A 20545-nucleotide genomic window follows, 5' to 3' on the forward strand; every position below is an offset into this window, starting at 1 on the left:
CGCGATTACCCCATGTTTTGCGATAACGACATGCGCAAAACAAAGACCTAAAGCGCGAGGAGCGAATCTGCCCTGTTCGGTAGCAACTGCCACCTGACGTTTACTCGATCGAAGGATATTCCGGATCCGATCACTGTGTGCTAGAAGTTGTGCGAGCGTCGGGGGACACGACATGTCCAATTTACTGCTGAGAGAATTTTCTTTAGTAGGACACCGCTGCCCTATCATCACCGCCGACCATCGGGATTATGAGCGCTATCGCAAAGTATGGAACGGTGTCGCAGATCGACGGCCTGCTGCGATCGTCCGCCCGCAAAGTGTGGATGATGTCCGCAAGGTCGTGCATGCAGCGGCGGCATCTCACGCCCTGCTTGCAGTGCGCGGCGGCGGCCACAGCCTTCCGGGATTCTCGACCTGCGATGGGGGACTTGTTCTCGATCTATCGGACCTAACTGCCATTGCCATCGATCGAGATACGCACACGATCGAGGTCGGCGGCGGGGCACTACTTGGCGATCTCGATCGCGCGACAGTTCCCGAGGGTTTCGTGGTACCGGCAGGCGTGATTTCGCATACGGGTGTGGCAGGTCTGACCCTGGGTGGCGGCATGGGATGGGCCAGCAGGAGATACGGCCTTACCATCGACAGCTTGCTGGGCGCGGAGATCGTGACCGCGGCTGGCGACGTGGTTTGGGCAAGCGCAACGTCTGAACCTGAACTCTTCTGGGGCATCCGCGGCGGCGGTGGCAACTTCGGCGTAGTCACTCGATTTAGGTTCAAGATGCATCCGCTTGGTTCCATCGTAGTCGGCCAATGGAGCTATCCTGCGGCCAACATGAGGCAAGCCCTACAGGCGCTGCGGGACCGCGCGCATGGCCAACCGCGCGACTTTACGCTCAACTTCACCGCGACAGCCACGGGTCTCAGCGTGACAGCGGTTTGGTCAGGGGATGCTGCCCTCACTCACTCGGTTCTGTCTCCGTTCGGGGCGCTTACTGATGGCGGCATAGGGAGCGTCGACAAGCTGCCCTATCTCAGCCTGCAGAGCCGTAACGACGAGCACTTCGCATGGTCACGACGATATTATTGCAAGGGAGGATTCTGGTCGGAAATCACCGATGAAGTAATAGACGCCATCATGCTGGCAATCGCCGATGCGCCAACGCCAGATTCCGAAATTTACGTGTTGCAGCTCGGCGGAGCGGTCTCCGATGTACCGGACGAGGCAACTGCGTATACGGGAAGAGGTGCAAGCTACTACTGGATTGCAGAGCCGGTCTGGGACGTCGCTGCCGATGACGACCGATGCATTGCTTGGGGACGGATCACGGGCAAATCGCTTTCGCAGCTCTCGATGGCCGGGAACTACGTCAACGAGCAGGCTGATGCCGGGACGGTCGTAGCTTTAGATGCGTATGGCCCGGAGAAGTACCAGCGGCTTGCGTGCCTGAAGACGCGGTTCGATCCGCACAATATGTTCCGTCTCAATCAGAACATCACGCCGTTGGCTTGAGTCCTATCCGCAAGGGTGCGAGGCCGGCCCAGGCTGCCCGGAACCCGACGTTAGCTTTTTCAACAGAACAAAGTTGGTGGCAGTAGCTGCCGAATAGCGCGAATCTGAAAGATCGCGACGCTTTAGGATCCTCCCGCCGGCATCAGCGGGAAGCCGATCGAAACGATGAGGCCGGGATGATTGTCGGCCATGGTGATCTCAGCCGAATGCAGGTCGGCGATCGCCTTGACGAGGCTGAGCCCGAGGCCGCTTCCTGCTGTCGCGCGGCTCTTGTCGAGCCGGTAGAGACGCCGGAAGACCTTGTCCCTTTCATCGGCGGGAATGCCGGGGCCGCTATCGGCGACGGAGACCATGGCGCGGCCGCCCCGGCAGCGCAGCGAAATGGTGATGTCAGTTCCGGCCGGGCAGTGGTTGATCGCGTTTTCCACCAGGTTGGCGATCATCTGCGTCAGCAGATCACGGTCGCCGCGGATGAGCGCGGGACAGCGCTCCACAATCCTCAGCGCCATCAGCGCGTCTTCGGCGACATCGACATAGACCTCGGAAATGACGGCAAGCACGGCGTCGATGTCGGTTGCCTGGAAACGCTCCTTGCGGGCGCCGGCCTCAATCTGGGAAATGCGCAGCAGCGCCTCGAAGGTGGCGTTGATCCGGTCGCTCTCGTTTCTGGCTTCGTCGAGAAGGGCCGACACATCGGCCTGCCGGTCATTTCCGGCCACCGCGGCATCCAGCGTCAGGCGCAGCCTGTTCAGCGGCGTCTTCAGGTCGTGAGCGATATCGGCGCTCACCTGCCGCATGCTCTCGACCAATCTCTGCAGCCGCTCCAGCGCCGCGTTGATCTGGATCGCCACCATATCGAGATCGTCGCCGTTTCCGCTGATCGGAATGCGGGCGTCGAGCGCGCCTTGGGCGACGTCGTTCATGGTCAGCGCCACCCTGTCCAGCCGCGCCTGGGCGCGAACGGCGAGAAAGACGCCGCCGCCGATCGCGGTCGCGACGACGATCGCGGCCGCCCATTCGAAGCTCACCAGCACGATCCGCAGCATCTCGTCGACATCGTTGAAGTTTTCCGCCACCACCAGGCTGTAGGGGCCGATGCTCGAGACCTGCATCCGGTAGCGTTCATGCCCCTTCAGCCCGACATCCCTGGAGGTGACGGTATAGACGCCGTTGGGGATACGGGGTGCGGCGAAATTGCCGGCGAGTTTGCGCCCACCTGCGTCCGTCAGCGAATAAAGCCCGTCGGAGGTCGATTGGAAGCTCGCATAATTGTTCAGCGTGTTGACCAGATCCTCGGTGTCGTTGGGCTCGTAGGTCGAAACGATCAGCGAATTCATCTCGTTCAGCGACTGTTCGAGATCCCGCTCAAGGCCAAGGCGCAGTGTGTGATAGATGATCGCGCCGCTTAGCATGAAGGTGACGACGAAGAGCACGCCGAAGGTGACGGCAAGCCGGAACGGCGTGCTCCTGCGCAGGCTCGAGCATGATGTCGAAAAGTGTGCACGGTTTTCGGACGACATCATGCTCTTATTCTTTAAATTGCGAACTGGATTTGAGAATTTCATCCTGTTCTAACGAGGCGCATGCAGGCTGTATCCGGTGTTGCGGACCGTATGCAGAAGCTGGACCTGGAACGGCTTGTCGACCTTGGCTCTCAGCCGGCTGATATGGGTCTCGACGACGCTGGTCTTCGGATCGAAGTGGAAATCCCAGACCCGCTCCAGCAGCATCGTCTTGGTGATGACCCGGCCTTCGCCGCGCATCAGCACCTCGAGCAGGGTGAATTCGCGCGGCTGCAGCTCGATCGGCTGGCCGGCGCGGCGGGCCTCCCGCCGGATCAGGTCGAGCTCGAGATCGGCAACCTTCAGCACCGTCCTCTGCTCCTGCACCGGCGGCCGCCGGCCAAGCGCATTGACGCGCGCCAGAAGCTCGGAGAAGGCAAAGGGTTTGGTGAGATAATCGTCGCCGCCGGCCTCCAGCCCCTCGACCCGATCGTCGACGCCGCCGATCGACGTCAGGAACAACGCCGATGTGCCGACCTTGGCAGCCCTCAGTGAACGCACGATCGCCAGCCCATCGAGACCCGGCAGCATGCGATCGACGACGATGACGTCATAGGCTTCGCGCTGCGCCTGAAACAGCCCATCGCGGCCATCGCCAACCACGTCACAGACATGCCCGGCCTCGGAAAAGCCCTTGGCGATATAATCGGACGTCTTGGTATCGTCCTCGATGAGCAGGATTCGCATCAGCCTGATCTTCCCGGCATGCCTGGGGGCGAGATCTAGCCGAGAGGACGGCTGGGCTACAACTTACGGATTCGTAAGGTGGCGCGCGGGGGTGGCTTCAGGCGCAACCGGGGCCTGGTCTGCACAATTGCATGGGATGCCGCCAGCAGTTTTCTACAATCGCCGCACCGCACTCAAGATCACCGACACCGAGTGCCACGACCAGTTGCTTGGCATGATCGCTGGCAAGCGCCTTATCTATCGGCGGATTAACGAAGCCGGTCACGCCTAAGCAGAAGGCGCGAAAGCTGCTTTGGAAGCGCAAGAAGCAGAGATTCGACTCCAGGTAGAGACTTCAATCGCCAAACATGCGCATCCCGGCCATGCGCATGCCCTCGATTAGCACCTCGATTCTGTGCGGGTCGATGGCGTGTTGACCGCGACGGATGCGAGCGAGGTTGACGCCGGGCGAAATACTCTCGAGCGCAGCAAGGTGCTTGCGCGCTTCATCCATGTGTCCGAGGTAAGCATTGGCGGCGATCAGCATCCAATGATTGGCGTCGTACCCTGAATTGACCGCTTGCGAGCGCATCGCCCAATCCAGTGCCTCCTCGTAGCGCCCTTCGGCCATACGGATATGCGCCATGCCGGTCAACTGCCAATGCGTCCCGAGTTCATTCGGGTTGAGCCGCAGCGCCCGTTGCAGATAGTCGGCGGCCTCGCCGAGATCGCCACCCAACAGCGCTCCGACGCCCGCCTGTTGCAGGACCGTCGCGTTGTTGGGATTTTCCGAGATCGCCCGCCGCAGCAAGGCAATCCCAGTGCGATAGTCGGCCCCCATGTGGATCAGCACGAAGGCGCTATAGCTCAGCACCATCGCGTCGTCGCGGGCAATCGCCAGTGCAGCCCGCGCCACCGCTAGCGCACGTTCCGCATCGGCGTTCGACGCTCCGGGAAACTGCATGGCTACCCGCAACAGATAGGCTTGACCGGTCATCGCCAAGGCGGGTGCGAATCCCGGATCGAGGGCAATCGAGCGCTCCAGCAGCGCGATCGCACGCGTATTGGCCTCCGGCCGCGAGACAAACACATCCGATAAGGCCTGTAGATAGAGATCGTATGCATCAAGGCTCTCGGGCCGCTCACGGCGTGAGCGATCGATTTCGGCTAGCTGGATTCTTGGTTCGACCACCGCGACCACGCTTTCCGTGATCCGGTCCTGTACGTCGAACACGTCCTCGAAGGCCCCGTCGAACTTGTCCGCCCATATGTGCGCTCCTGAAATTCCATCAACCAATTGTGCGGTGATGCGCAGCCGGTTACCGGCTCGCCGGCCGCTTCCTTCGAGCACGTAGCGAACGCCCAGTTCCTTGGCGATCTGTCGCACGTCGACGGCATGGCCTTTGTATACGAAGCTCGAATTGCGGGCGATAACCGCGAACGACTTGAAACGGCTCAGCGCCGTGATGATATCCTCGACGATACCGTCGACGAAGTATTCCTGTCCGGGGTCGCCGCTGATGTTTTCAAACGGCAGGACGGCGAGCGACGGCAACATTCCGTGGGCGAGGGGTGGGATCGCTGGCGCGGGCGCAGTGTTCAGAGCATAGGCGCGCACCGGCCGAGCGATGTTCTTGAGTGTTTTTTCTCCCAAGTCGCGAAACCGCACGGTCACCCGGTCCCGCACGTCATCGAATACCTTGCCCGAGACGCAAACTCCGCCTGGCTCGGCCAGTGCTTCCAGCCGCGTGGCGATGTTGACGCCGTCGCCATAGATATCGCTGCCGTCCCCGATGACGTCGCCCAAATTGACGCCGATACGCAGCACGATGCGGCGGTTCTCGGGCAGCGGCTCGTTGGCCTCCGCCATCTTGTTCTGCAGTTCGATCGCCGCGGTGACGGCGTTCACCGCACTGGCGAACTCCACCAGCACCCCGTCGCCCATCACCTTGACGATGCGCCCGCCGTGTTCACGCACCGTGGGATTGAGAATCTCAGTCCGAAGCTTCCTCAACGCCGCCAGCGTTCCATTCTCGTCGGCACCCATCAGCCGCGAGTAACCGACCACATCGGCGACGGCGATGGCGGCAAGTCGACGTTGGACGGGCAATTCAGCCATCTTACAATGACATCGCTTCAATGTTGGTTTCCGCGAATGTTATTCTTGATGCCGGGAGAAGTCCAATAAAGCGCCGCTTGTACCGGCATTCTCGGGCCAAAAGGCACGCGGGATCGATATCCCAAAGCCTCGTGTGAGTGAAGCGTGTCGGCATGCTCCGCCCGCCTTTCTCGGTGGCGAGGAGCAAGAGAGCGGGAACCTCCTCAAGTGTCTGCAATCCGTCTTGGCGTCTGAAATTTCCGCGCTACCTCTGCATGCGGCAATGGAGGAAGATGATGAAGATGCGTAAGTTCACGATCGCCGATGCGTCGTTGGAGCGTTCCCCCGGACAGGAGGCAGACATCTCCGTCGGCAATCTGGTCGACGAGCGGCACGGAGGGCCGATCACCATCGGCTATGGACGTTACGCGCCCGGCCAGAGCCTCACCGAGACAATGGCGGTCGATGACGTCATGATCGTTCTGGAAGGGCGGCTTTCGGTCTCGGCAGATGCCGGAACAGTCACCGCCGGGCCAGGCGAGATCGTTTACATGCCCAAGGGCGAAGCGGTGACCATCCGCTCGCACGAGGAGGGCGCGCTCACCGCCTATGTCACCTATCCGCATTGGCGGCCGGCGCACGCGTAAATCGCGGTCTGCGGCTCAGCGCTTGTATTCGGGCTCGCTGCGATCAAGCGTGCGCTTCACGGACTCAAGATGGAGCCGGGCCGACTCCGGGTCGCCTTCGCGCATTTGCCGGTATGCCGCTTCCGCGATCTCAGGCGCGACGCCTAGGACTTCGCGTCCGGTCGACAGGGCGAGCGTCTGCACCTCGCAGGCGCGCTCGAGGTAATAGAGGTCGTCCCAGGCCTCGGCGATATTGGGGGCGCAGACCATCACGCCGTGGTGCTTCATGAAGACGATGTCGGCATCCCCGATCGCGGCGGCGATCCGATCGCCCTCGCGCGCGTCGAGCGCCAGGCCGTTGTAATTCCGGTCGACGGCCGTGCGTCCATAGAATTTCAATGCGGTCTGCCCGGCAAAGATCAGGGGATCGCCCTCCGTCATCGAAAGGGCGGTGGCATAGGGCATATGGGTGTGGAACGCCGCCTTGGCGCGGGGAATGTTCTTGTGAATCCTGGCGTGTATGTAAAAGGCGGTGGCCTCGGGCTGCCCGCTGCCCGACACTACGTTGCCGTGAAAGTCGCAGATCAACAGCATCGAGGCCGTCAGTTCGGCGAAGGCGTAGCCATAAGGGTTGACGATGAACAGGTCGTCATAGCCGGGAACGACGGCCGAGAAGTGGTTGCAGATCCCTTCCTCCATCCCGAGCCTTGCCGCCATCCGGAAGCAGGCGGCAAGATCGACGCGCGCCTGCCAGATGTCGTCCGTATCGAGTTTGGGCTGGTTGGGGCCGCCGGCGGGCGAGGGGGCTGTGTTGAGGGAGTGCGCCATGGGTTCGTTTCAGATTGGTGTCGAAGGAGAGGGTGGCTCTGTCCTGGATTACGCCCGGATCAGCTTCGCATCAAGCCGGCTGGAGACAAACATGGTTCGCTTCATATGCATATTTTGGGTGAGTAGGCTGCTCTGAGGGCGAGATGGTTGGCGGTCGAGATCGGCCGTCGAGTTAGTAAAGCGTCCTCTTGTATTCATCTTCGAGATCGTCATCGATTTTGCGCATTGCATCCTCGTCGCTTGGCGCACCAGTCGTCTGATCCAGAATGATCTTTACAATTGACGGCATCTCAGTGCGATCCTGGAAATGATCCGGGTTCCACAAGTGAGAGCGCCGAAATGCCTTGGCGCAGTGCATGAAGACCTCGCTCACCTCGACCACGATTGCGAGTTTCGGGGCGCGGTCATTGACGCTCATGCTCCCCAGAAGTTCAGGGTCGGTCGTCAGAGTGGCGCGCCCATTCACCCGCAATGTGTCGTCAAACCCCGGAATGATGAACAATAGTCCAACGGTGGGATTGGCGAGAATATTGACCAGCGTATCGAGACGGTTGTTGCCGGGTCGATCCGGTATCGCCAGCGTGCGCTCATCGAGAATTTTGACAAAGCCGACAGGGTCGCCGCGGGGGCTGACGTCGGCCTTTCCATCCAGATTCTGAGTGCCGATACAGAGGAATGGCGAACGCCGGATAAAGGCTTGCGCATGTTTGCTAAGGGTGCCCTGACACTTCTGTATGGCCAGAGCATGTGTCGCGTCAAACAGACTTCGAAGAGATTGTTCATCCGTTATGGCGAAGTCTGGATTGACCTTGAACTCCTTCATTCCATTGCCTTTCGAAGCTCTGTTGTTGGCTTGGTCAGCCCCGCTCGCGGGTTCGGCTTGATTGTTGGTGCAGCGCAGGTCTTGGCCTGGTCGGGATGATGATGTACGTACCTCAAGACGCCACGGCCTGTCAAGATCCGCTAGCGCAGATGAGGATCACGTCTTGATTGTCGCGCCATCTGGCGATTGCACCGGAAGGACGCTACGCGCCCAGACCCCACAGTCGAAAAACACTTGGCTTAGCAGCCAGTCTCATTCCGGATCGACAGCAGGTGAGCCATTGCGTCGGTGATCGCGTGGCTGTCGTAGGGTTTCGAGAAGAACCTGCTTCCCGTGGGGAGACTGCTCTCTTCGAGGATTGCCGCGCCGGATGCAACAATCAATCGTACAGGCGGCCACCGATCCCTGATGTAGTGGGATAGCTTGATGCCATCCATTGTGCCGGGCATCTGGACATCCGTGAAAACCAGATCGACGTCGTCTCGGGATTCGAGGATGCCGATTGCCTCGTCCGCATCGCAGGCCTCCAGCGCTTCGTATCCCGCAGAAAGTACCAGATCGACCGCTCCCATCCGGATGATCGTGCTGTCTTCGACAACCAGGACGACCGCCTTGCCATTTTTCATCACTCACTCAGTTGAATTAGAGTTCGGAGCCTCGCAGGCTCCAATGGGATAGCGCGTAGGAAGCCATTCGGTTCCTACGCTGCCGTAGATATGTCGCGGGAACCGGCACTTTCCCGGTGGCTGATGGTGACGGCGGTGCCGGGACACGCATCGCTCAGCTGAATGTCGCCATCCAGGGTCTTTACCAGCGCCTCCACAATGCCGGTCCCTAGGCCCGCCTTTGGTGCTTCGCTGCCGGCAGGCATGCCGATGCCGTTGTCGGTCACGGAGAGGGTCCAGTCGTCGCCGGATGATCGATAATCGATGACGATTGCGCCCGGTCGTTCATCGGGAAAGGCGTGCTTGAGGGCGTTGATGACAAGCTCGGTCACGACAAGCCCCAAGCGAACGGAAACATCCGCGTCCACGGCGCTATCGTCGACCGTCACTTGAATCGAAAGCCTGTCTGGGTCAGCGATCATCGACGCGCCGAGGCTTTGGCAAAGCTGAGTGAAATAGGTACGCAGTTCAACCTTGCCGCCGTTAGACGTCGAGAGTTGCCGCTGCAGGGCCGCAATCGACATGACCCGGTGATGGGCGTTGTGGAGGTGCCCGCGCGCTTCCTCCGACTGGACCCGGCGGGCGCTCTGCATGAGAACGCTGGCAATGATCTGGAGGCTGTTTGCGACCCTGTGCTGGACCTCCTGCAGCAGGATCGCATTATCGCGAACGAGATCATCTTTCAGCCGAGCCTCGGCGCGCATATCGGTCACGTCGGTGATGGCGAGAAGCAGACGAATATGATCGATGTCGCCATCGTCGAGCGTCCGTGCATTGACGACCAGCTGCCGTGTTTTCTGGTTTGGCCGTTGAAAGTCGATTTCGTAAACCTCGATGGTGGCACTTCCCGAGGCAGTGGCCTTCAGCAGTGACGCAAGCTTGGGCATCGCCCATTCGCCGTTTCCAATTTCGCTAAGGCTTTGGCCGCAAACTGTCCCGGGGTCGATGTCGAAGGCCTGGCAGAAGGATGCGCTCGCCGCGATGACCTTCAGGTCGTCGGACAGGAAAAGCAGCGGTTCATTGGACGATACCACCACGGCAAGAGTGCTCGCCGCTTCGACATGCACTGTGGGAATCTTTTGCATGGAGAGGCCCTCATGGGCCGGAGACTCACGAAGCAAGTCATCACTCGGCAACAATGCCAACCGGCCAGAAGGCTCAGCTCGACAAAGGCACTGTAACACGCCTGACAGGTAATCGCTTCATGCTAAATATCGCGGCTGACACACCCTGCGATGAGCCAGGCGTTCCGTGAGCGTCAGAATATCTGTGGCGAGCGCAGGACGAGAAAATCGATGAAGGTGCGGACTTTGGCGGAAAGGTATTTCCGGCTCGGGTAGACGGCATGGAGCGTGTTGCTGATGCCGAGCGTCCCGGCAAGCACCACCTCCAGGCGACCTGCTTTCAAATCCTCCTCCACCAGCCATTCCGGCAGAAAGACCAGGCCCATTCCCCGCAAAGCCGCCAGGTGCAGAAGCGTCTCGTTGCCACTCAGCAGCACATTGCGGAAGGTGACCTTATGCCGGTCGTTTTGGCGGCCCAACAGCAGGCTTTCGCTGACATTGATGCCATTATAGCGAAGCAGCGCATGGCCGTTCAGCTCGCCGATGCTCTGGGGTCGCCCGGCGCGCCTGAGATAATCCGGCGATGCCATCAGGCGGAATTCTATCTTCGCCAATGGGCGCGCCACCAGACCCGGATCGAGCCGCTCGGACGACATTGCCCGCAGCGCAAGGTCAAAGCCTTCCTCGACCAGATTGGCGATCCGGCCGCTCAGATCCATATCCAGGCTGACATCCGGATAACGCTGGTTGTATTCGGCCAGAATATCGACAAAGCCTGAACTGGACGCCCACACCGGAGCACTGAATTTGAGCGTTCCGCGCGGCGCGACCGTGACATTGCCGATCGACGCTTCCAGTTCGTCGAGGCCTTCGATCATCTGCCTGGTCTGGTTGAAATAAAGCGCGCCGGCTTCGGTAAGCGTGACACTCCGGCTGGTCCGGTTCAAGAGCCGGCTGCCCAGGCGCGTCTCCAGATGCATCACGTGTTTGCTCACCATTGCCGGCGACAGATTCAAACGGCCTGCTGCCGTGGTGAAGCTCTTGAGCTCAGCGACCAAGCAAAACACCCGCAGGCTCAACATCGTATCCATGATCATCAACTTAGAGGAAATGATGCATGTTGGCAAAGCCGATTGATCAATCCAGGGAAAACCAAGACAGTCGCTAACAAGACCGGCGGACTGAGGCGATCGATCCGCCGGACTCAGCCGCAGCGGCGGTGCCGAAAAGGAATGGCGACGTGAAGACATCGAGACTGCCCACCTATTTCCTAAGCCATGGCGGCGGCCCCTGGCCCTATATGACCGGCGGTTTTCGCAGCAATTTCGACAAGCTCGAGCAGTCCCTGATCGAGATGCGGGCCGAACTTCAAGATCTGCCCAAGGCGGTGCTGGTCGTTTCGGGCCACTGGGAGGAGAGGGGCTTTGTCGTCTCTTCGGGCAGCAACCCGGGAATGGTCTACGATTACAGCGGCTTCCCCGATTATCTCTATCAGATCAAATATGGCGCGCCGGGCTCCCCGGAGCTGGCGCGTCACGTGCAGGATCTGCTGCATTCCGCCGGCATCGACGCCAGGCCGGACCCCACCCGCGGCTTCGATCACGGCACGTTCAGCCTCATGAAGCCGCTCTATCCGAACGAAGACATCCCTGTGGTCCAGCTCTCGCTGGATGCCGGCTACGATCCGGCGCTGCATCTCAAGGTCGGCCGGGCGCTCGCACCGCTGCGTGACGAAGGCGTGCTGATCATCGGCAGCGGCCTCAGCTACCACAACCTGTCGGCCATACAGGGCACGGCCGGACATGGCCCCTCCCGTCATTTTGACGCCTGGCTGCAGGAGACGCTGATCCGCTCGCCGTTCGACAAGCGCACCGAGCGGCTTGTCGAATGGGAGAAGGCCCCCGCCGCCCGCGCGGCGCATCCGCGTGAAGACCACCTGATCCCCTTGATGGTGGCGGTGGGTGCGGCCAAGGACGAACCGGGCACTGTTACCTATCACCAGAAAGATTTCGCCGGCGGCCTGACCGCGTCGAGCTTCCGCTTCGGCGATATTCCCTCCGCACCTCAATCAATAGGAGATGCGCAATGACCAGCGCAACGTTCAAGCCGATCGTCTATCTCAAGGAAAACTGCCCCTTCTGCCTCAAGGTTCGCCTGTTCCTTCTGGAATCGGGACTGGCCTCGGACGTTGAAATCCGCGACTTCGCTCCCGACAGCGACCGCGAGGAGAAGATCCGTGCCGAGCTTCAGCCGCATCTCGACAAGGTGAGCTTTCCATCCGCGCAGCTTGAGCCCGGCCGATACGTCACGGAATCCGACGACATCGTTGCGTTCTTTGCAGCCAAGGCAGGCCGCGATCCGGCCGGCATGACGGTCTACCGGAACTATGTCGACGGCGTCTTCGCCATGTCGATGAAGCTCTGGAAGGAAAACCAGGAACTGAAGAAGGCGGCATCCGCCGCCTGAACCCTCCCATCAACCTTCTTTGGAAAATCCCGATGACCGATACCAGCAAATGGACGCCATACGTCCTCGCAATCCTGCGCATCATTACCGCGCTTCTCTTCCTCGAACACGCGACCATGAAATTCCTGCAATTTCCGGGTCCGATTCAGGGCGTGCCCTATCCGCTTCCGACGATCATGATCATCGCCGGCGCCATCGAGGTGATCACCTCGGCTCTGATGCTCGTCGGATTTCAAACGCGCATCGCCGCATTCATCGCCTCGGGCGAAATGGCGGCCGCCTATTTCATGGGCCACATGCCCTATGGCTTCTGGCCGGCGCTGAACATGGGCGAAGTCGCCATCCTGTTCTGCTTCATCTTCCTCTACATCGCCTTTGCCGGTGGTGGCGCATGGACGCTCGACACCGCGCGTCGTCCGGCCACGGCTTAGCTAAACGGCGGGAACCGGCCTATACCGGGCTGCCTGCCGGCAGCCTGGTCTCACGCCCAAACGCGACGACAAAATTCTGGAGACCACGATGAAAGCGGCCCTTCTCAAATCCTACGGCGATGTCGATCAGTTCGAAATCGGCGATATCCCGACGCCGAAGCCCGGACCGGGCGAAATCCTGATCAAGATTGAAGCATCCGCCGTCAATCCTTTCGATCTCATTCTCCGCCAGGGCTTCATGGCCAGGTTCATCCCGCTTCCGCTGCCGGCCGTGCTCGGGGGCGACGCGGCCGGCACCATCTCGGCACTCGGCGACGGCGTCACCGGTTTTTCGGTCGGTGACCGGGTTGTCGCCGATTTCGCGGCAAACGGCAAAGGCGCCCATGCCGAATATGGTGTGCTTCCCGCCACAGCCATCGCCAAGCTGCCGGCTGGCCTGAGCTTCGAAGAGGGTGCGTCGCTGGTCAAGGCCGGGCTGACCGGGCGCCAGGCTGTCGAGGCGCTTGATGTCGAAGCCGGCGACCGGGTTCTGGTCTCCGGCGGCCTCGGCACCGTCGGCCGTTCGGCCATCCAATATCTCAAGCAGATCGGCGCCCAGCCGGTGGCCGGCGTTCGTCCCGAGCGGCTGAGCGAAGGTCAGGCCCTGGCCGGCGAAGCGCTCGACATCACGCTCCCCACCGCAAGCCCTGGCTTTGCCCATGCGATCAGCACTGCAGGCCCGGTGGCCGGTAACCTCATCGGCCATGTCCGTGATGGTGGCACGGTTGCAAGCATCGTTCCGGTGCCGGAAGGCGCCAACGCCGGAGGCCGTATCACCATCCGTGAACTCTTCCACCACACCGACGCGGCAACGCTCGACGCCGTGCTGGATGCCGCCGTGCGCGGCCTCCTGGTCATCCCGATTTCCCATACCTTCACTCTGGAGGAGATCGGTGCGGCGCAGAACGCGGTCGCAGCCGGAGCCCCGGGCAAGGTCGTGCTCAAGCATTGAGGGTAAGACAGGGCGGCGGCCACCGATCGCTGATGTAATGGGATAGCTTGATGCCGTCCATCATGCCGGGCAAGGGACGAACACGTCAACCCTCCTTGCGACGTGCAAGGAGGGTTGAAGTCAAGGCCGGTTAGATCGTCCGGCGATACCGGTTACGCTCCTGCTCGATCTGCTCGGGGGCGTACGGATCGAGCGTGTCGTCGAAGCGGGTCCATCCCTGCTCGTTATAAGCACGCCGGCGTTCGACCGGGTCGACCCAGTTTGAACCCTGGAGAATAGCCTGCGCCTCGGAGGCGCGGGCGTCATCGACCTTGGCCGTGACCAGGCTGCCGCCGCGGCGGACACCTTCGGCATAAAGGTGAGCATCATCTTCCGGGACGCCGGAGTCGGTGAGTGCACCGATCAAGCCACCAGCGGCACCGCCAGCGACGGCGCCGGCGACAGCCCCGGCCGCAGTCGCGGCAAGCCAGCCTGCGGCAACCACCGGTCCGACACCGGGAATGGCCATCAGGCCAAGTCCGGTAAGCAGACCGCCAGCGCCGCCGACGGCAGCGCCGATGCCAGCCCCCGTCGCTGCATCCTCGGCAACGTCATTGTCGCGATCGATGCGGCCAGCGTTGTTGGAGACGATACTGATGTCGTTTGAGGGAATGCCTGCCGCTTCCAATTTGCTGACGGCGGAGCGAGCGTCCGAATAATCGTCGAATAGTCCGGTTACAGTTTTCATCATGCTTCTCCTGGGGTTACTTGGCGACGATGTTGCCTTGATAATCGAGGGCGATGGAGACGGCTTTGCCGTCCTTCATGCCGGCGGCCATCCAGATCCCCTTGTCATCGAGCTTGAGATCCTTGACGTCGGTGTAACCCGCTTCCGCAATGCGATCCTTCGCCTGAGCTTCGGTAAAGCTGTTGGCGCCCTCAACGGGCGCAGTCGGGTTTTTGGTGTCCGGTGTTGCAACCGCAGGTGTATTTCCATCCGGAGATGGAGCCGGTGTTGTCTGGGCAAGGGCTGCAATTGCAGACGCGCCAAGAATTGCCGCCGCAAAGACGATCTTCTTCATAGGTGTTTTCTCCATTTTGCGGATCAGATGACGATCCATGCGGTCAAAACACGCAGAGGAGATCTTTGTTCCCCAAGATTATGCAGTTGATTTTTCTAAATATATGGCAGCGCGGCGCGCTGCGGGGTTATTCTCTGCGGCGCCAGGGCAATGTAAGCAGGCAATAACAGAGGAGTAACCGATGATCCACGCGCGCTTCAAGGAAACCTCTCGGAGTGAGGCTTGGTCCTTTAACCCCTAGGGTTGTGCTGCTGTAAAATGTCCCAGGGGTGGCAGCGCGGGGCCGCTCTCCTGCCGGCACTTCTTGCAGTGTCGGATGCGGCCCCGGCAATGTCAGTAACTTCACGGAATACGGGCGATGACCTTGATCTCGAAGTCGAAGCCGGCGAGCCAGTTGACGCCGATGGCAGTCCAATTCGGGTAGGGTGGCTTGCTGAACATCTCCTGCTTGACCGCCATGATCGTTCCGAACTGGTTTTCGGGATCCGTGTGAAAGCTGGTGACATCGACGATATCATCCAGCGTGCAGCCCGCGGCATCCAGCGTGGCCTTCAGGTTTTCAAAGGCCAGCCGCACCTGGCTTTCGAAATCGGGTTCGGGTGTTCCGTCGGAACGGCTGCCGACCTGCCCGGACACAAACAACAGATCACCGGATCGGATGGCGGCGGAATAGCCGTGCTCCTCGTAAAGAGCGTGCCGGTTGGCAGGAAAGATTGCTTCGCGTTGGGTCATTCTGATCTCTCTATATTGTTGACAACGACCGTTGAGCGCGGCGTTTCGCTTCACATCTCGCGCCCTATTTGATATACGGTACGTATGTGAAGTATGCGGTATATGGAGCGTGTGTCAAGTCCATATACGCTTCGTATATGAAATTGAGGAATGGAATGGCGAAGAAACGCAGCGAAACGATGCAGGAAAACCGCGTCAAGCTGATAGCGGCGGCGCGAAAAACCTTTGCGGAAAAGGGGTATTCCGCGGCATCGATGGACGAATTGACTGCTGACGCCGGTCTGACAAGGGGCGCGCTTTACCACAACTTCGGAGACAAGCGCGGGCTGCTGGCGGCGGTGGTCGAGCAGATCGACACGGAAATGGCGGTGCGCGCGCAAGAGATCGGGGCGCGCGCGGGCAACGATTGGCAGGGCCTGCTCGCCGAGGGGGCGGCCTATATCGAGATGGCGCTCAATCCGGAAGTCCAGCGCATCGTTCTGCTCGACGGACCTGCGGTGCTGGGTGATCCCTCGCAGTGGCCGAGCCAGAACAACTGTCTGCAGGTTACCAAGAGCACGGTGGAGCGCCTGATCGCCCAAGGCATCCTCAAGCCGCTTGACGCAGAGGCGGCGGCCCGGTTGGTGAGCGGCGCGGCTCTCAATGCGGCTCTCTGGATCGCCGCCAGCGAAGATCCTGAGAGTGTACTGCCGAAGGCGGTCGAGGCTTTCCATGCCCTGGCGGCAGGTCTGCTGGTGGAGCCTTTGTGATCCGGGAGCCGGGTGGCAAGCCTTGCAGTGAGGTCTTTGACGCCGAATAACCCCATGCAGGGACGGAAGTGAAGCTCGCCCATATCCCATCCGGTTTGCGCATCCGCAGCCTGACAATAGCCTTGCGAATCAGATAAGTGTGTGCTTATCTATCGGCATGATCGAGAACGAGATTTTCAAAGCTCTGGCCGACCCGACACGCCGCGTGATCTTCGAGAAGCTGGCGAGCGGCAGCATGAACGCCAGCGCTTTGCGTGACGGCATGGACATCAGCCAGCCGGCGATGTCCCAGCACCTTTCCGTGCTGCGCAATGCGCGGCTGGTCCGCGAGGAACGGCAGGGGCGCTTCGTCAACTACGAGGTGGATCCAGACGGACTCGCGCTCATAGCCGGATGGCTGGCGAAGTATCGGGCTTACTGGCCAGCGCGGATTGATGCGTTGAAGGCCTTGCTGAAGGATATGGACCAATGAGCGATACGGAGGCCGAAAGGCAGGAAAAAGATCTGGTGTTTGAATACCAACTCGACGCCCCTCCGGAAAAAGTCTGGCGGGCGGTCAGTATTCCAGCCTTTCGGGACAAATGGCTGCCCGAGCAGCAACTGGCAGACGCCGAGCCGATCTCCACGGCGCCGGGCGAGGAAGTGAGCTACAGGATGCGGGACGATGAGCCGCCCTTCCTTGAGAGCATCGTCACGTTTCAGGTCAGGCCCGATGCCAACGGCGGCACGATACTCAGGATCGTTCACGGGCTGGCGGATGCGAGGCTGGCCCTGCGGATGCCACCAGCGGCAAACAGCAATGGGCCGTGGATGATGCTGGCCGCCTGACGCTTTAGAGCGGTTCAGCTTTTAACGGAAGCGCAGGACCGCTCTAGCCTTTTGTTTTTACGCAATTCCGGACGGAAAACCGCTTCGCACTTTTCCTGGAATTGCCTAGCTGGCCAGTCACCTTAAATCCGAACCTACAGGAGTTCGCCCATGCGCGAAGCGATGCAACTCGTCCCTATGGTCATCGAGCAATCCAGCCGTGGCGAACGCTCTTTCGACATTTATTCCCGCCTTCTGCGCGAGAGGATCATTTTCCTGAACGGTGAGGTCAACGACACCGTTTCCGCACTCGTCTGCGCGCAATTGCTGTTTCTGGAAGCCGAGAATCCCAAGAAGCCGATTCAACTCTACATTAATTCCCCCGGTGGCGTCGTCACCAGCGGCCTCGCCATGTATGACACCATGCGCTATCTTCGCGCGCCGGTTCATACACTTTGCATGGGGACGGCCCGTTCAATGGGGTCGTTCCTGCTGATGGCGGGCGAACCCGGCGAGCGCGCCGCACTGCCGAATACCAGCATCCTGATTCACCAACCATCAGGCGGTTTTCAGGGACAGGCATCGGACATGCAGATCCATGCCGAGGAAATCCTGAAAACCAAGCAGCGCATGACGCGGCTCTACGCCGAGCATTGTAAACGCACCTATGAAGAGTTCGAGCAGGCGATGGACCGCGACCGCTTCATGACGGCCGAGGAAGCGTTGGAGTGGGGGCTGATTGATCGCATCCTGACAGAACGCGAGACAGTCGCAGCGCCGGAAATCACCGCGTGACCGTGCGTTGGGAAACTCACGCGGCAACCGACGCGATAGCCTTTACTTCAGACGCTCGCCGTTGCCGAATACTCAGCTTTCACCGCGCGGCGCAGGCGCTCGTCTCGTCTGCGCTCGGCCCGAAGCGGCCGCTCACAGCGGGATAAATGCCGGACTTGCATATCCGGGCTCTGCAGGTGAAGGCGAGACGCTTTTACTGACCCTAAGATTTCAGAGCCTTACCTGGCATGCGGAAGCATTCTGCCGGAGCAGGTTTTCGTCATGAAAGGCTCTCGGCCGGGCGGAACCATTCCTGCGGCTGCCGGTTAACCCGCCGAGGTCGCGGCGTGCCAATCGGACGTGACGGAGATGGTGAACGCACCGGTTTTTCCGATTTCTCGGTGCGGGCAACGAAACGCCAGGCGAGCACCTTTACCCGTTCGCCGCGACCTCATCCGCTGAACAGGATCTTGCGATGATCGAACCGCCGACCAGCACTTCTCTTGAGCGCGGAAGTCGCCGCCCGCCTATCAACGGCGGTGGGAACTGTCAGGCAGAGGAGGAGAGGTTATGAGCAAAAATAATTGGAAGGTCGGGCTTCGCGCCAAGCTGGAGCATCTCGTCGACGATTGCGTTGTGGCCGGGGCCAGGCAGCAGGACGTCTTCGATGCGATCATCAAGGAGATCGGCACACTGCGCGCAGCCCTTGAGCGCGATCCCGACCCCGCGGACGACGACGTTGCCGTCATAGAGGAGCCTGCGAACGATTGGCCCGCGGCCGACAAGTGACCCGAAGCAGATCGGGAGGGACACGCCAACTCTTGGAGGCGGGGGCTTATGGAACCAACTGGCGCCGCCGAAGGTTATAGTCTTGTCGCTTGGCAATCGGTTTAGCTCGACCTGCGAGACGTGATAGCCGGCGCCGGCCGCTCAATAATTCACAATGGGGAATTGCCATGGAAAATGCAGGTATTGGCTGGATCGCCGCAATCATCATCGGCGGCATTGCCGGCTGGCTCGCTGAATTGCTCATGAAGAGCAACATGGGCGTGCTCATGAACATCATTCTCGGTATTGTCGGCGCCATCGTCGCCAACTTTATCCTGTCTCTCTTCGGCGTCGCCCTTGGCGGCTGGCTGGGTTATCTGATCGCGGGCTTCATCGGAGCCTGCATCCTGATAGCTGTGGCGAGAATGGTCAGACGTACGGCCTGATGAGACAGAAGGCGGCCCCGCAAACCGGCCGCCTTCTTCACGTTTTCGGGTTGCGCTCACGCGTGGTCGTCCGACGGTTCACGGATTGACCCAGCGCGAGGAGGTCAGCGCGCCCAGGTGGTCGTAGGCAAAGACTGCCCGTCGGTTGTCGGCGTGGCGCAGCTGGAACCAGTCCAGCGTCTCGGCTCGGAATATCAGCATCCCGAAGAAAGCCTGTCCATCGGCGTCTGCGATCCTCCCCTCGCTTGCCGGCCGCTCGCCGATGTCGTCGCTCGGCGGCCCGCCCATATAGGTGCTGCGCGTCGAACGCGGCAGCAAGCTCCAGGCTTCAGTCGCGCACTCGCTTGCCGGTCCATGGAGTTCGGCCGATCCCTGAAGGCGAAGCTGCACTTTCGGCTGCGGGCCAAAGCCGAGCATGGTGACCCGAGGATTGGCCGATATTTCCTGCCATTTCGGGCTTCTGACATCCGTATGGATTTCCAGGATGCGCCGTGCCACATCCACGCGCCGCAGCACCACCATGCGGGCTTGCGGCCGGCCGCCGGCATCGACCGAACAGAGGTTCAGGTAGCGGAAGGCCGACTGCGGATCGGCGGCGGCACTTTCCAGCTCGGCCCAGGCTGATGCATTGACCTCGGCGAGGTTCACTGTCTCGCCTCCGCCTCAGCCTTCTTTATCTCGCCGGCCTTGACGCTCCAGTTGAAGCACATCGCTGTTCTCCTTGGCGTTGAAGCGATCCCGTCAGACGGACCGGGTTAGGCCGCCGTCGATCTTGAGACTCTGGCCGGTGATATAGCCCGCCCCTTCGGAAACGAGGAAGGAAATCGTCGCCGCCACTTCGGCGCTGGTGCCGTAGCGCTTCATCGGCACACTGTCGCGGCGCTCCTCCGTCGTCGGCAGGCTGTCGATCCAGCCCGGCAGCACGTTGTTGATGCGGATGCCGTCGCCCGCGTAGGTATCGGCATAAATCTTGGTGTAGGCGGCGAGCCCGGCGCGGAAGACCGCCGAGGTCGGGAACATCGCCGACGGTTCAGCCACCCAGGCGGTGGAGATATTGACGATTGCGCCCGACTTCTGCGCCTGCATGATCGGCGTGACCAGCCGGACCGAACGGATGACGTTCATCAGATAGACGTCAAGGCCGGTATGCCACTGTTCGTCGGTGACCTCGGTGATCGGCGCACGCGGACCGTGGCCGGCGCTGTTGACGAGCACGTCGACACGTCCCCATTTCTCCATCGTCGCGTCGACCAGGCGCTTCAGGTCGTCGTTGGACTGGTTCGAGCCGGTGACGCCGATGCCGCCCAGTTCGGCGGCAAGCGCCTCGCCCTTGCCAGACGAAGACAGGATGGCGACCTTGAAGCCATCGGCCGCCAGCCGCCTGGCAGCTTCCGCACCCATGCCGCTGCCGCCAGCCGTAATGATCGCTACCTTTTCTACTGTCATCGTCGCTCTCCCTACTCGATTTGCACCCA

The 20545-nt window shown here is 60.8% G+C and carries 25 protein-coding genes; 12 read left to right on the forward strand and 13 right to left on the reverse strand.

Annotated elements, in window-relative coordinates; translation table 11 throughout:
- The first annotated feature begins 172 nt into the window (after positions 1 to 172).
- Positions 173 to 1513 carry an FAD-binding oxidoreductase gene (locus tag G9X64_RS21930; protein WP_171377378.1) on the forward strand — a complete coding sequence of 447 codons (1341 nt, stop codon included), beginning with the start codon at positions 173 to 175 and terminating at the stop codon, positions 1511 to 1513.
- A 122-nt stretch (positions 1514 to 1635) separates the two neighbouring features.
- Here G9X64_RS21930 and G9X64_RS21935 read toward each other — a convergent pair whose 3' ends face one another.
- From G9X64_RS21935 to G9X64_RS21950, 3 genes are all read right to left on the reverse strand, one after another.
- Complete coding sequence (locus G9X64_RS21935) at positions 1636 to 3036, reverse strand: sensor histidine kinase (protein WP_168313406.1); 1401 nt, start codon at positions 3034 to 3036, stop codon at positions 1636 to 1638.
- A gap of 48 nt (positions 3037 to 3084) precedes the next feature.
- Complete coding sequence (locus G9X64_RS21940; protein ID WP_168313407.1) at positions 3085 to 3762, reverse strand: winged helix-turn-helix domain-containing protein; 678 nt, start codon at positions 3760 to 3762, stop codon at positions 3085 to 3087.
- Between the two features lie 334 nt (positions 3763 to 4096).
- Positions 4097 to 5860, reverse strand: coding sequence for an adenylate/guanylate cyclase domain-containing protein (locus G9X64_RS21950; RefSeq protein ID WP_168313408.1), 1764 nt, complete (start codon positions 5858 to 5860; stop codon positions 4097 to 4099).
- 275 nt (positions 5861 to 6135) lie between these two features.
- Between G9X64_RS21950 and G9X64_RS21955 the strand changes: the two genes are divergently transcribed.
- The gene (locus G9X64_RS21955; protein WP_168315606.1) at positions 6136 to 6486 is read left to right on the forward strand and encodes a EutQ-related cupin domain-containing protein; all 351 of its coding nucleotides are present in this window, start codon (positions 6136 to 6138) and stop codon (positions 6484 to 6486) included.
- Positions 6487 to 6501: 15 nt separating this feature from the next.
- Here G9X64_RS21955 and G9X64_RS21960 read toward each other — a convergent pair whose 3' ends face one another.
- The 5 genes from G9X64_RS21960 to G9X64_RS21980 all read right to left on the reverse strand — a co-directional run bounded on the left by G9X64_RS21960 (position 6502) and on the right by G9X64_RS21980 (position 10936).
- Positions 6502 to 7293: an aldolase gene (locus G9X64_RS21960; RefSeq protein WP_168313409.1), complete on the reverse strand. Its 792-nt coding sequence runs from the start codon at positions 7291 to 7293 to the stop codon at positions 6502 to 6504.
- Positions 7294 to 7465: 172 nt separating this feature from the next.
- A complete protein-coding gene (locus tag G9X64_RS21965) occupies positions 7466 to 8116 on the reverse strand; it encodes a pyridoxamine 5'-phosphate oxidase family protein (protein WP_168312861.1) in 651 nt (216 codons plus the stop codon).
- 239 nt (positions 8117 to 8355) lie between these two features.
- Positions 8356 to 8742: a response regulator gene (locus tag G9X64_RS21970; RefSeq protein WP_168312860.1), complete on the reverse strand. Its 387-nt coding sequence runs from the start codon at positions 8740 to 8742 to the stop codon at positions 8356 to 8358.
- Between the two features lie 74 nt (positions 8743 to 8816).
- Positions 8817 to 9866, reverse strand: a complete 1050-nt coding sequence (locus G9X64_RS21975) for a sensor histidine kinase (RefSeq protein ID WP_168312859.1) — start codon at positions 9864 to 9866, stop codon at positions 8817 to 8819.
- Positions 9867 to 10039: 173 nt separating this feature from the next.
- Complete coding sequence (locus G9X64_RS21980; RefSeq protein WP_210259705.1) at positions 10040 to 10936, reverse strand: LysR family transcriptional regulator; 897 nt, start codon at positions 10934 to 10936, stop codon at positions 10040 to 10042.
- A 149-nt stretch (positions 10937 to 11085) separates the two neighbouring features.
- Between G9X64_RS21980 and G9X64_RS21985 the strand changes: the two genes are divergently transcribed.
- The 4 genes from G9X64_RS21985 to G9X64_RS22000 all read left to right on the forward strand — a co-directional run bounded on the left by G9X64_RS21985 (position 11086) and on the right by G9X64_RS22000 (position 13733).
- Positions 11086 to 11934 carry a DODA-type extradiol aromatic ring-opening family dioxygenase gene (locus tag G9X64_RS21985; RefSeq protein ID WP_171377380.1) on the forward strand — a complete coding sequence of 283 codons (849 nt, stop codon included), beginning with the start codon at positions 11086 to 11088 and terminating at the stop codon, positions 11932 to 11934.
- On the forward strand, positions 11931 to 12311 hold the full coding sequence (locus G9X64_RS21990) for a glutathione S-transferase N-terminal domain-containing protein (protein ID WP_168312858.1): 381 nt from the start codon (positions 11931 to 11933) through the stop codon (positions 12309 to 12311). The genes G9X64_RS21985 and G9X64_RS21990 overlap by 4 nt, the downstream gene beginning before the upstream one ends.
- A 32-nt stretch (positions 12312 to 12343) precedes the next feature.
- On the forward strand, positions 12344 to 12742 hold the full coding sequence (locus G9X64_RS21995) for a DoxX family protein (protein WP_105005317.1): 399 nt from the start codon (positions 12344 to 12346) through the stop codon (positions 12740 to 12742).
- 88 nt (positions 12743 to 12830) lie between these two features.
- A complete protein-coding gene (locus tag G9X64_RS22000; RefSeq protein WP_168315610.1) occupies positions 12831 to 13733 on the forward strand; it encodes an NADP-dependent oxidoreductase in 903 nt (300 codons plus the stop codon).
- Positions 13734 to 13863: 130 nt separating this feature from the next.
- Here the strand turns inward: G9X64_RS22000 and G9X64_RS22005 are convergent, their stop codons facing one another.
- From G9X64_RS22005 to G9X64_RS22015, 3 genes are all read right to left on the reverse strand, one after another.
- Entirely contained in the window at positions 13864 to 14460 is a 597-nt protein-coding gene (locus G9X64_RS22005) for a general stress protein (protein ID WP_171377381.1), read from the reverse strand.
- 16 nt (positions 14461 to 14476) lie between these two features.
- Positions 14477 to 14794 carry a PepSY domain-containing protein gene (locus G9X64_RS22010; RefSeq protein WP_168312857.1) on the reverse strand — a complete coding sequence of 106 codons (318 nt, stop codon included), beginning with the start codon at positions 14792 to 14794 and terminating at the stop codon, positions 14477 to 14479.
- 342 nt (positions 14795 to 15136) lie between these two features.
- Complete coding sequence (locus G9X64_RS22015) at positions 15137 to 15526, reverse strand: RidA family protein (protein WP_168312856.1); 390 nt, start codon at positions 15524 to 15526, stop codon at positions 15137 to 15139.
- 155 nt (positions 15527 to 15681) lie between these two features.
- Between G9X64_RS22015 and G9X64_RS22020 the strand changes: the two genes are divergently transcribed.
- From G9X64_RS22020 to G9X64_RS22045, 6 genes are all read left to right on the forward strand, one after another.
- The gene (locus G9X64_RS22020) at positions 15682 to 16275 is read left to right on the forward strand and encodes a TetR/AcrR family transcriptional regulator (RefSeq protein ID WP_265171537.1); all 594 of its coding nucleotides are present in this window, start codon (positions 15682 to 15684) and stop codon (positions 16273 to 16275) included.
- 157 nt (positions 16276 to 16432) lie between these two features.
- Positions 16433 to 16747, forward strand: coding sequence for an ArsR/SmtB family transcription factor (locus tag G9X64_RS22025; protein ID WP_168312855.1), 315 nt, complete (start codon positions 16433 to 16435; stop codon positions 16745 to 16747).
- Complete coding sequence (locus G9X64_RS22030; RefSeq protein WP_168312854.1) at positions 16744 to 17103, forward strand: SRPBCC family protein; 360 nt, start codon at positions 16744 to 16746, stop codon at positions 17101 to 17103. The genes G9X64_RS22025 and G9X64_RS22030 overlap by 4 nt, the downstream gene beginning before the upstream one ends.
- A 150-nt stretch (positions 17104 to 17253) precedes the next feature.
- Positions 17254 to 17877, forward strand: a complete 624-nt coding sequence (locus G9X64_RS22035; protein ID WP_168312853.1) for an ATP-dependent Clp protease proteolytic subunit — start codon at positions 17254 to 17256, stop codon at positions 17875 to 17877.
- Positions 17878 to 18426: 549 nt separating this feature from the next.
- Positions 18427 to 18645 (forward strand): hypothetical protein, encoded by a 219-nt coding sequence (locus G9X64_RS22040; RefSeq protein WP_168315616.1) that lies wholly within the window; start codon positions 18427 to 18429, stop codon positions 18643 to 18645.
- Between the two features lie 167 nt (positions 18646 to 18812).
- On the forward strand, positions 18813 to 19070 hold the full coding sequence (locus G9X64_RS22045) for a GlsB/YeaQ/YmgE family stress response membrane protein (protein ID WP_047614066.1): 258 nt from the start codon (positions 18813 to 18815) through the stop codon (positions 19068 to 19070).
- Between the two features lie 78 nt (positions 19071 to 19148).
- On the opposite strand, the gene G9X64_RS22050 is transcribed toward G9X64_RS22045, so the two are convergent.
- Together G9X64_RS22050 and G9X64_RS22055 are read right to left on the reverse strand one after the other, a co-directional pair.
- Complete coding sequence (locus G9X64_RS22050; protein WP_168312851.1) at positions 19149 to 19718, reverse strand: pyridoxamine 5'-phosphate oxidase family protein; 570 nt, start codon at positions 19716 to 19718, stop codon at positions 19149 to 19151.
- A gap of 93 nt (positions 19719 to 19811) precedes the next feature.
- Complete coding sequence (locus G9X64_RS22055) at positions 19812 to 20516, reverse strand: SDR family oxidoreductase (RefSeq protein WP_168312850.1); 705 nt, start codon at positions 20514 to 20516, stop codon at positions 19812 to 19814.
- Positions 20517 to 20545: the final 29 nt, after the last annotated feature.

This window comes from Rhizobium sophorae, assembly GCF_013087515.1.
GTDB classification, from domain to species: domain Bacteria; phylum Pseudomonadota; class Alphaproteobacteria; order Rhizobiales; family Rhizobiaceae; genus Rhizobium; species Rhizobium sophorae.

Coding starts and splice junctions, on each gene's coding strand:
- G9X64_RS22030 (WP_168312854.1), top strand. CDS start 16,744: ATGAGCGATACGGAGGCCGAAAGGCAGGAAAAAGATCTGGTGTTTGAA.
- G9X64_RS21995 (WP_105005317.1), top strand. CDS start 12,344: ATGACCGATACCAGCAAATGGACGCCATACGTCCTCGCAATCCTGCGC.
- G9X64_RS21980 (WP_210259705.1), bottom strand. CDS start 10,936: ATGGATACGATGTTGAGCCTGCGGGTGTTTTGCTTGGTCGCTGAGCTC.
- G9X64_RS21950 (WP_168313408.1), bottom strand. CDS start 5,860: ATGGCTGAATTGCCCGTCCAACGTCGACTTGCCGCCATCGCCGTCGCC.
- G9X64_RS22035 (WP_168312853.1), top strand. CDS start 17,254: ATGCGCGAAGCGATGCAACTCGTCCCTATGGTCATCGAGCAATCCAGC.
- G9X64_RS21990 (WP_168312858.1), top strand. CDS start 11,931: ATGACCAGCGCAACGTTCAAGCCGATCGTCTATCTCAAGGAAAACTGC.
- G9X64_RS22045 (WP_047614066.1), top strand. CDS start 18,813: ATGGAAAATGCAGGTATTGGCTGGATCGCCGCAATCATCATCGGCGGC.
- G9X64_RS22015 (WP_168312856.1), bottom strand. CDS start 15,526: ATGACCCAACGCGAAGCAATCTTTCCTGCCAACCGGCACGCTCTTTAC.
- G9X64_RS21930 (WP_171377378.1), top strand. CDS start 173: ATGTCCAATTTACTGCTGAGAGAATTTTCTTTAGTAGGACACCGCTGC.
- G9X64_RS21960 (WP_168313409.1), bottom strand. CDS start 7,293: ATGGCGCACTCCCTCAACACAGCCCCCTCGCCCGCCGGCGGCCCCAAC.
- G9X64_RS21940 (WP_168313407.1), bottom strand. CDS start 3,762: ATGCGAATCCTGCTCATCGAGGACGATACCAAGACGTCCGATTATATC.
- G9X64_RS22005 (WP_171377381.1), bottom strand. CDS start 14,460: ATGAAAACTGTAACCGGACTATTCGACGATTATTCGGACGCTCGCTCC.
- G9X64_RS21975 (WP_168312859.1), bottom strand. CDS start 9,866: ATGCAAAAGATTCCCACAGTGCATGTCGAAGCGGCGAGCACTCTTGCC.
- G9X64_RS21965 (WP_168312861.1), bottom strand. CDS start 8,116: ATGAAGGAGTTCAAGGTCAATCCAGACTTCGCCATAACGGATGAACAA.
- G9X64_RS22055 (WP_168312850.1), bottom strand. CDS start 20,516: ATGACAGTAGAAAAGGTAGCGATCATTACGGCTGGCGGCAGCGGCATG.
- G9X64_RS22040 (WP_168315616.1), top strand. CDS start 18,427: ATGAGCAAAAATAATTGGAAGGTCGGGCTTCGCGCCAAGCTGGAGCAT.
- G9X64_RS21935 (WP_168313406.1), bottom strand. CDS start 3,036: ATGATGTCGTCCGAAAACCGTGCACACTTTTCGACATCATGCTCGAGC.
- G9X64_RS22020 (WP_265171537.1), top strand. CDS start 15,682: ATGGCGAAGAAACGCAGCGAAACGATGCAGGAAAACCGCGTCAAGCTG.
- G9X64_RS22025 (WP_168312855.1), top strand. CDS start 16,433: ATGATCGAGAACGAGATTTTCAAAGCTCTGGCCGACCCGACACGCCGC.
- G9X64_RS22010 (WP_168312857.1), bottom strand. CDS start 14,794: ATGAAGAAGATCGTCTTTGCGGCGGCAATTCTTGGCGCGTCTGCAATT.
- G9X64_RS21970 (WP_168312860.1), bottom strand. CDS start 8,742: ATGAAAAATGGCAAGGCGGTCGTCCTGGTTGTCGAAGACAGCACGATC.
- G9X64_RS21955 (WP_168315606.1), top strand. CDS start 6,136: ATGAAGATGCGTAAGTTCACGATCGCCGATGCGTCGTTGGAGCGTTCC.
- G9X64_RS22000 (WP_168315610.1), top strand. CDS start 12,831: ATGAAAGCGGCCCTTCTCAAATCCTACGGCGATGTCGATCAGTTCGAA.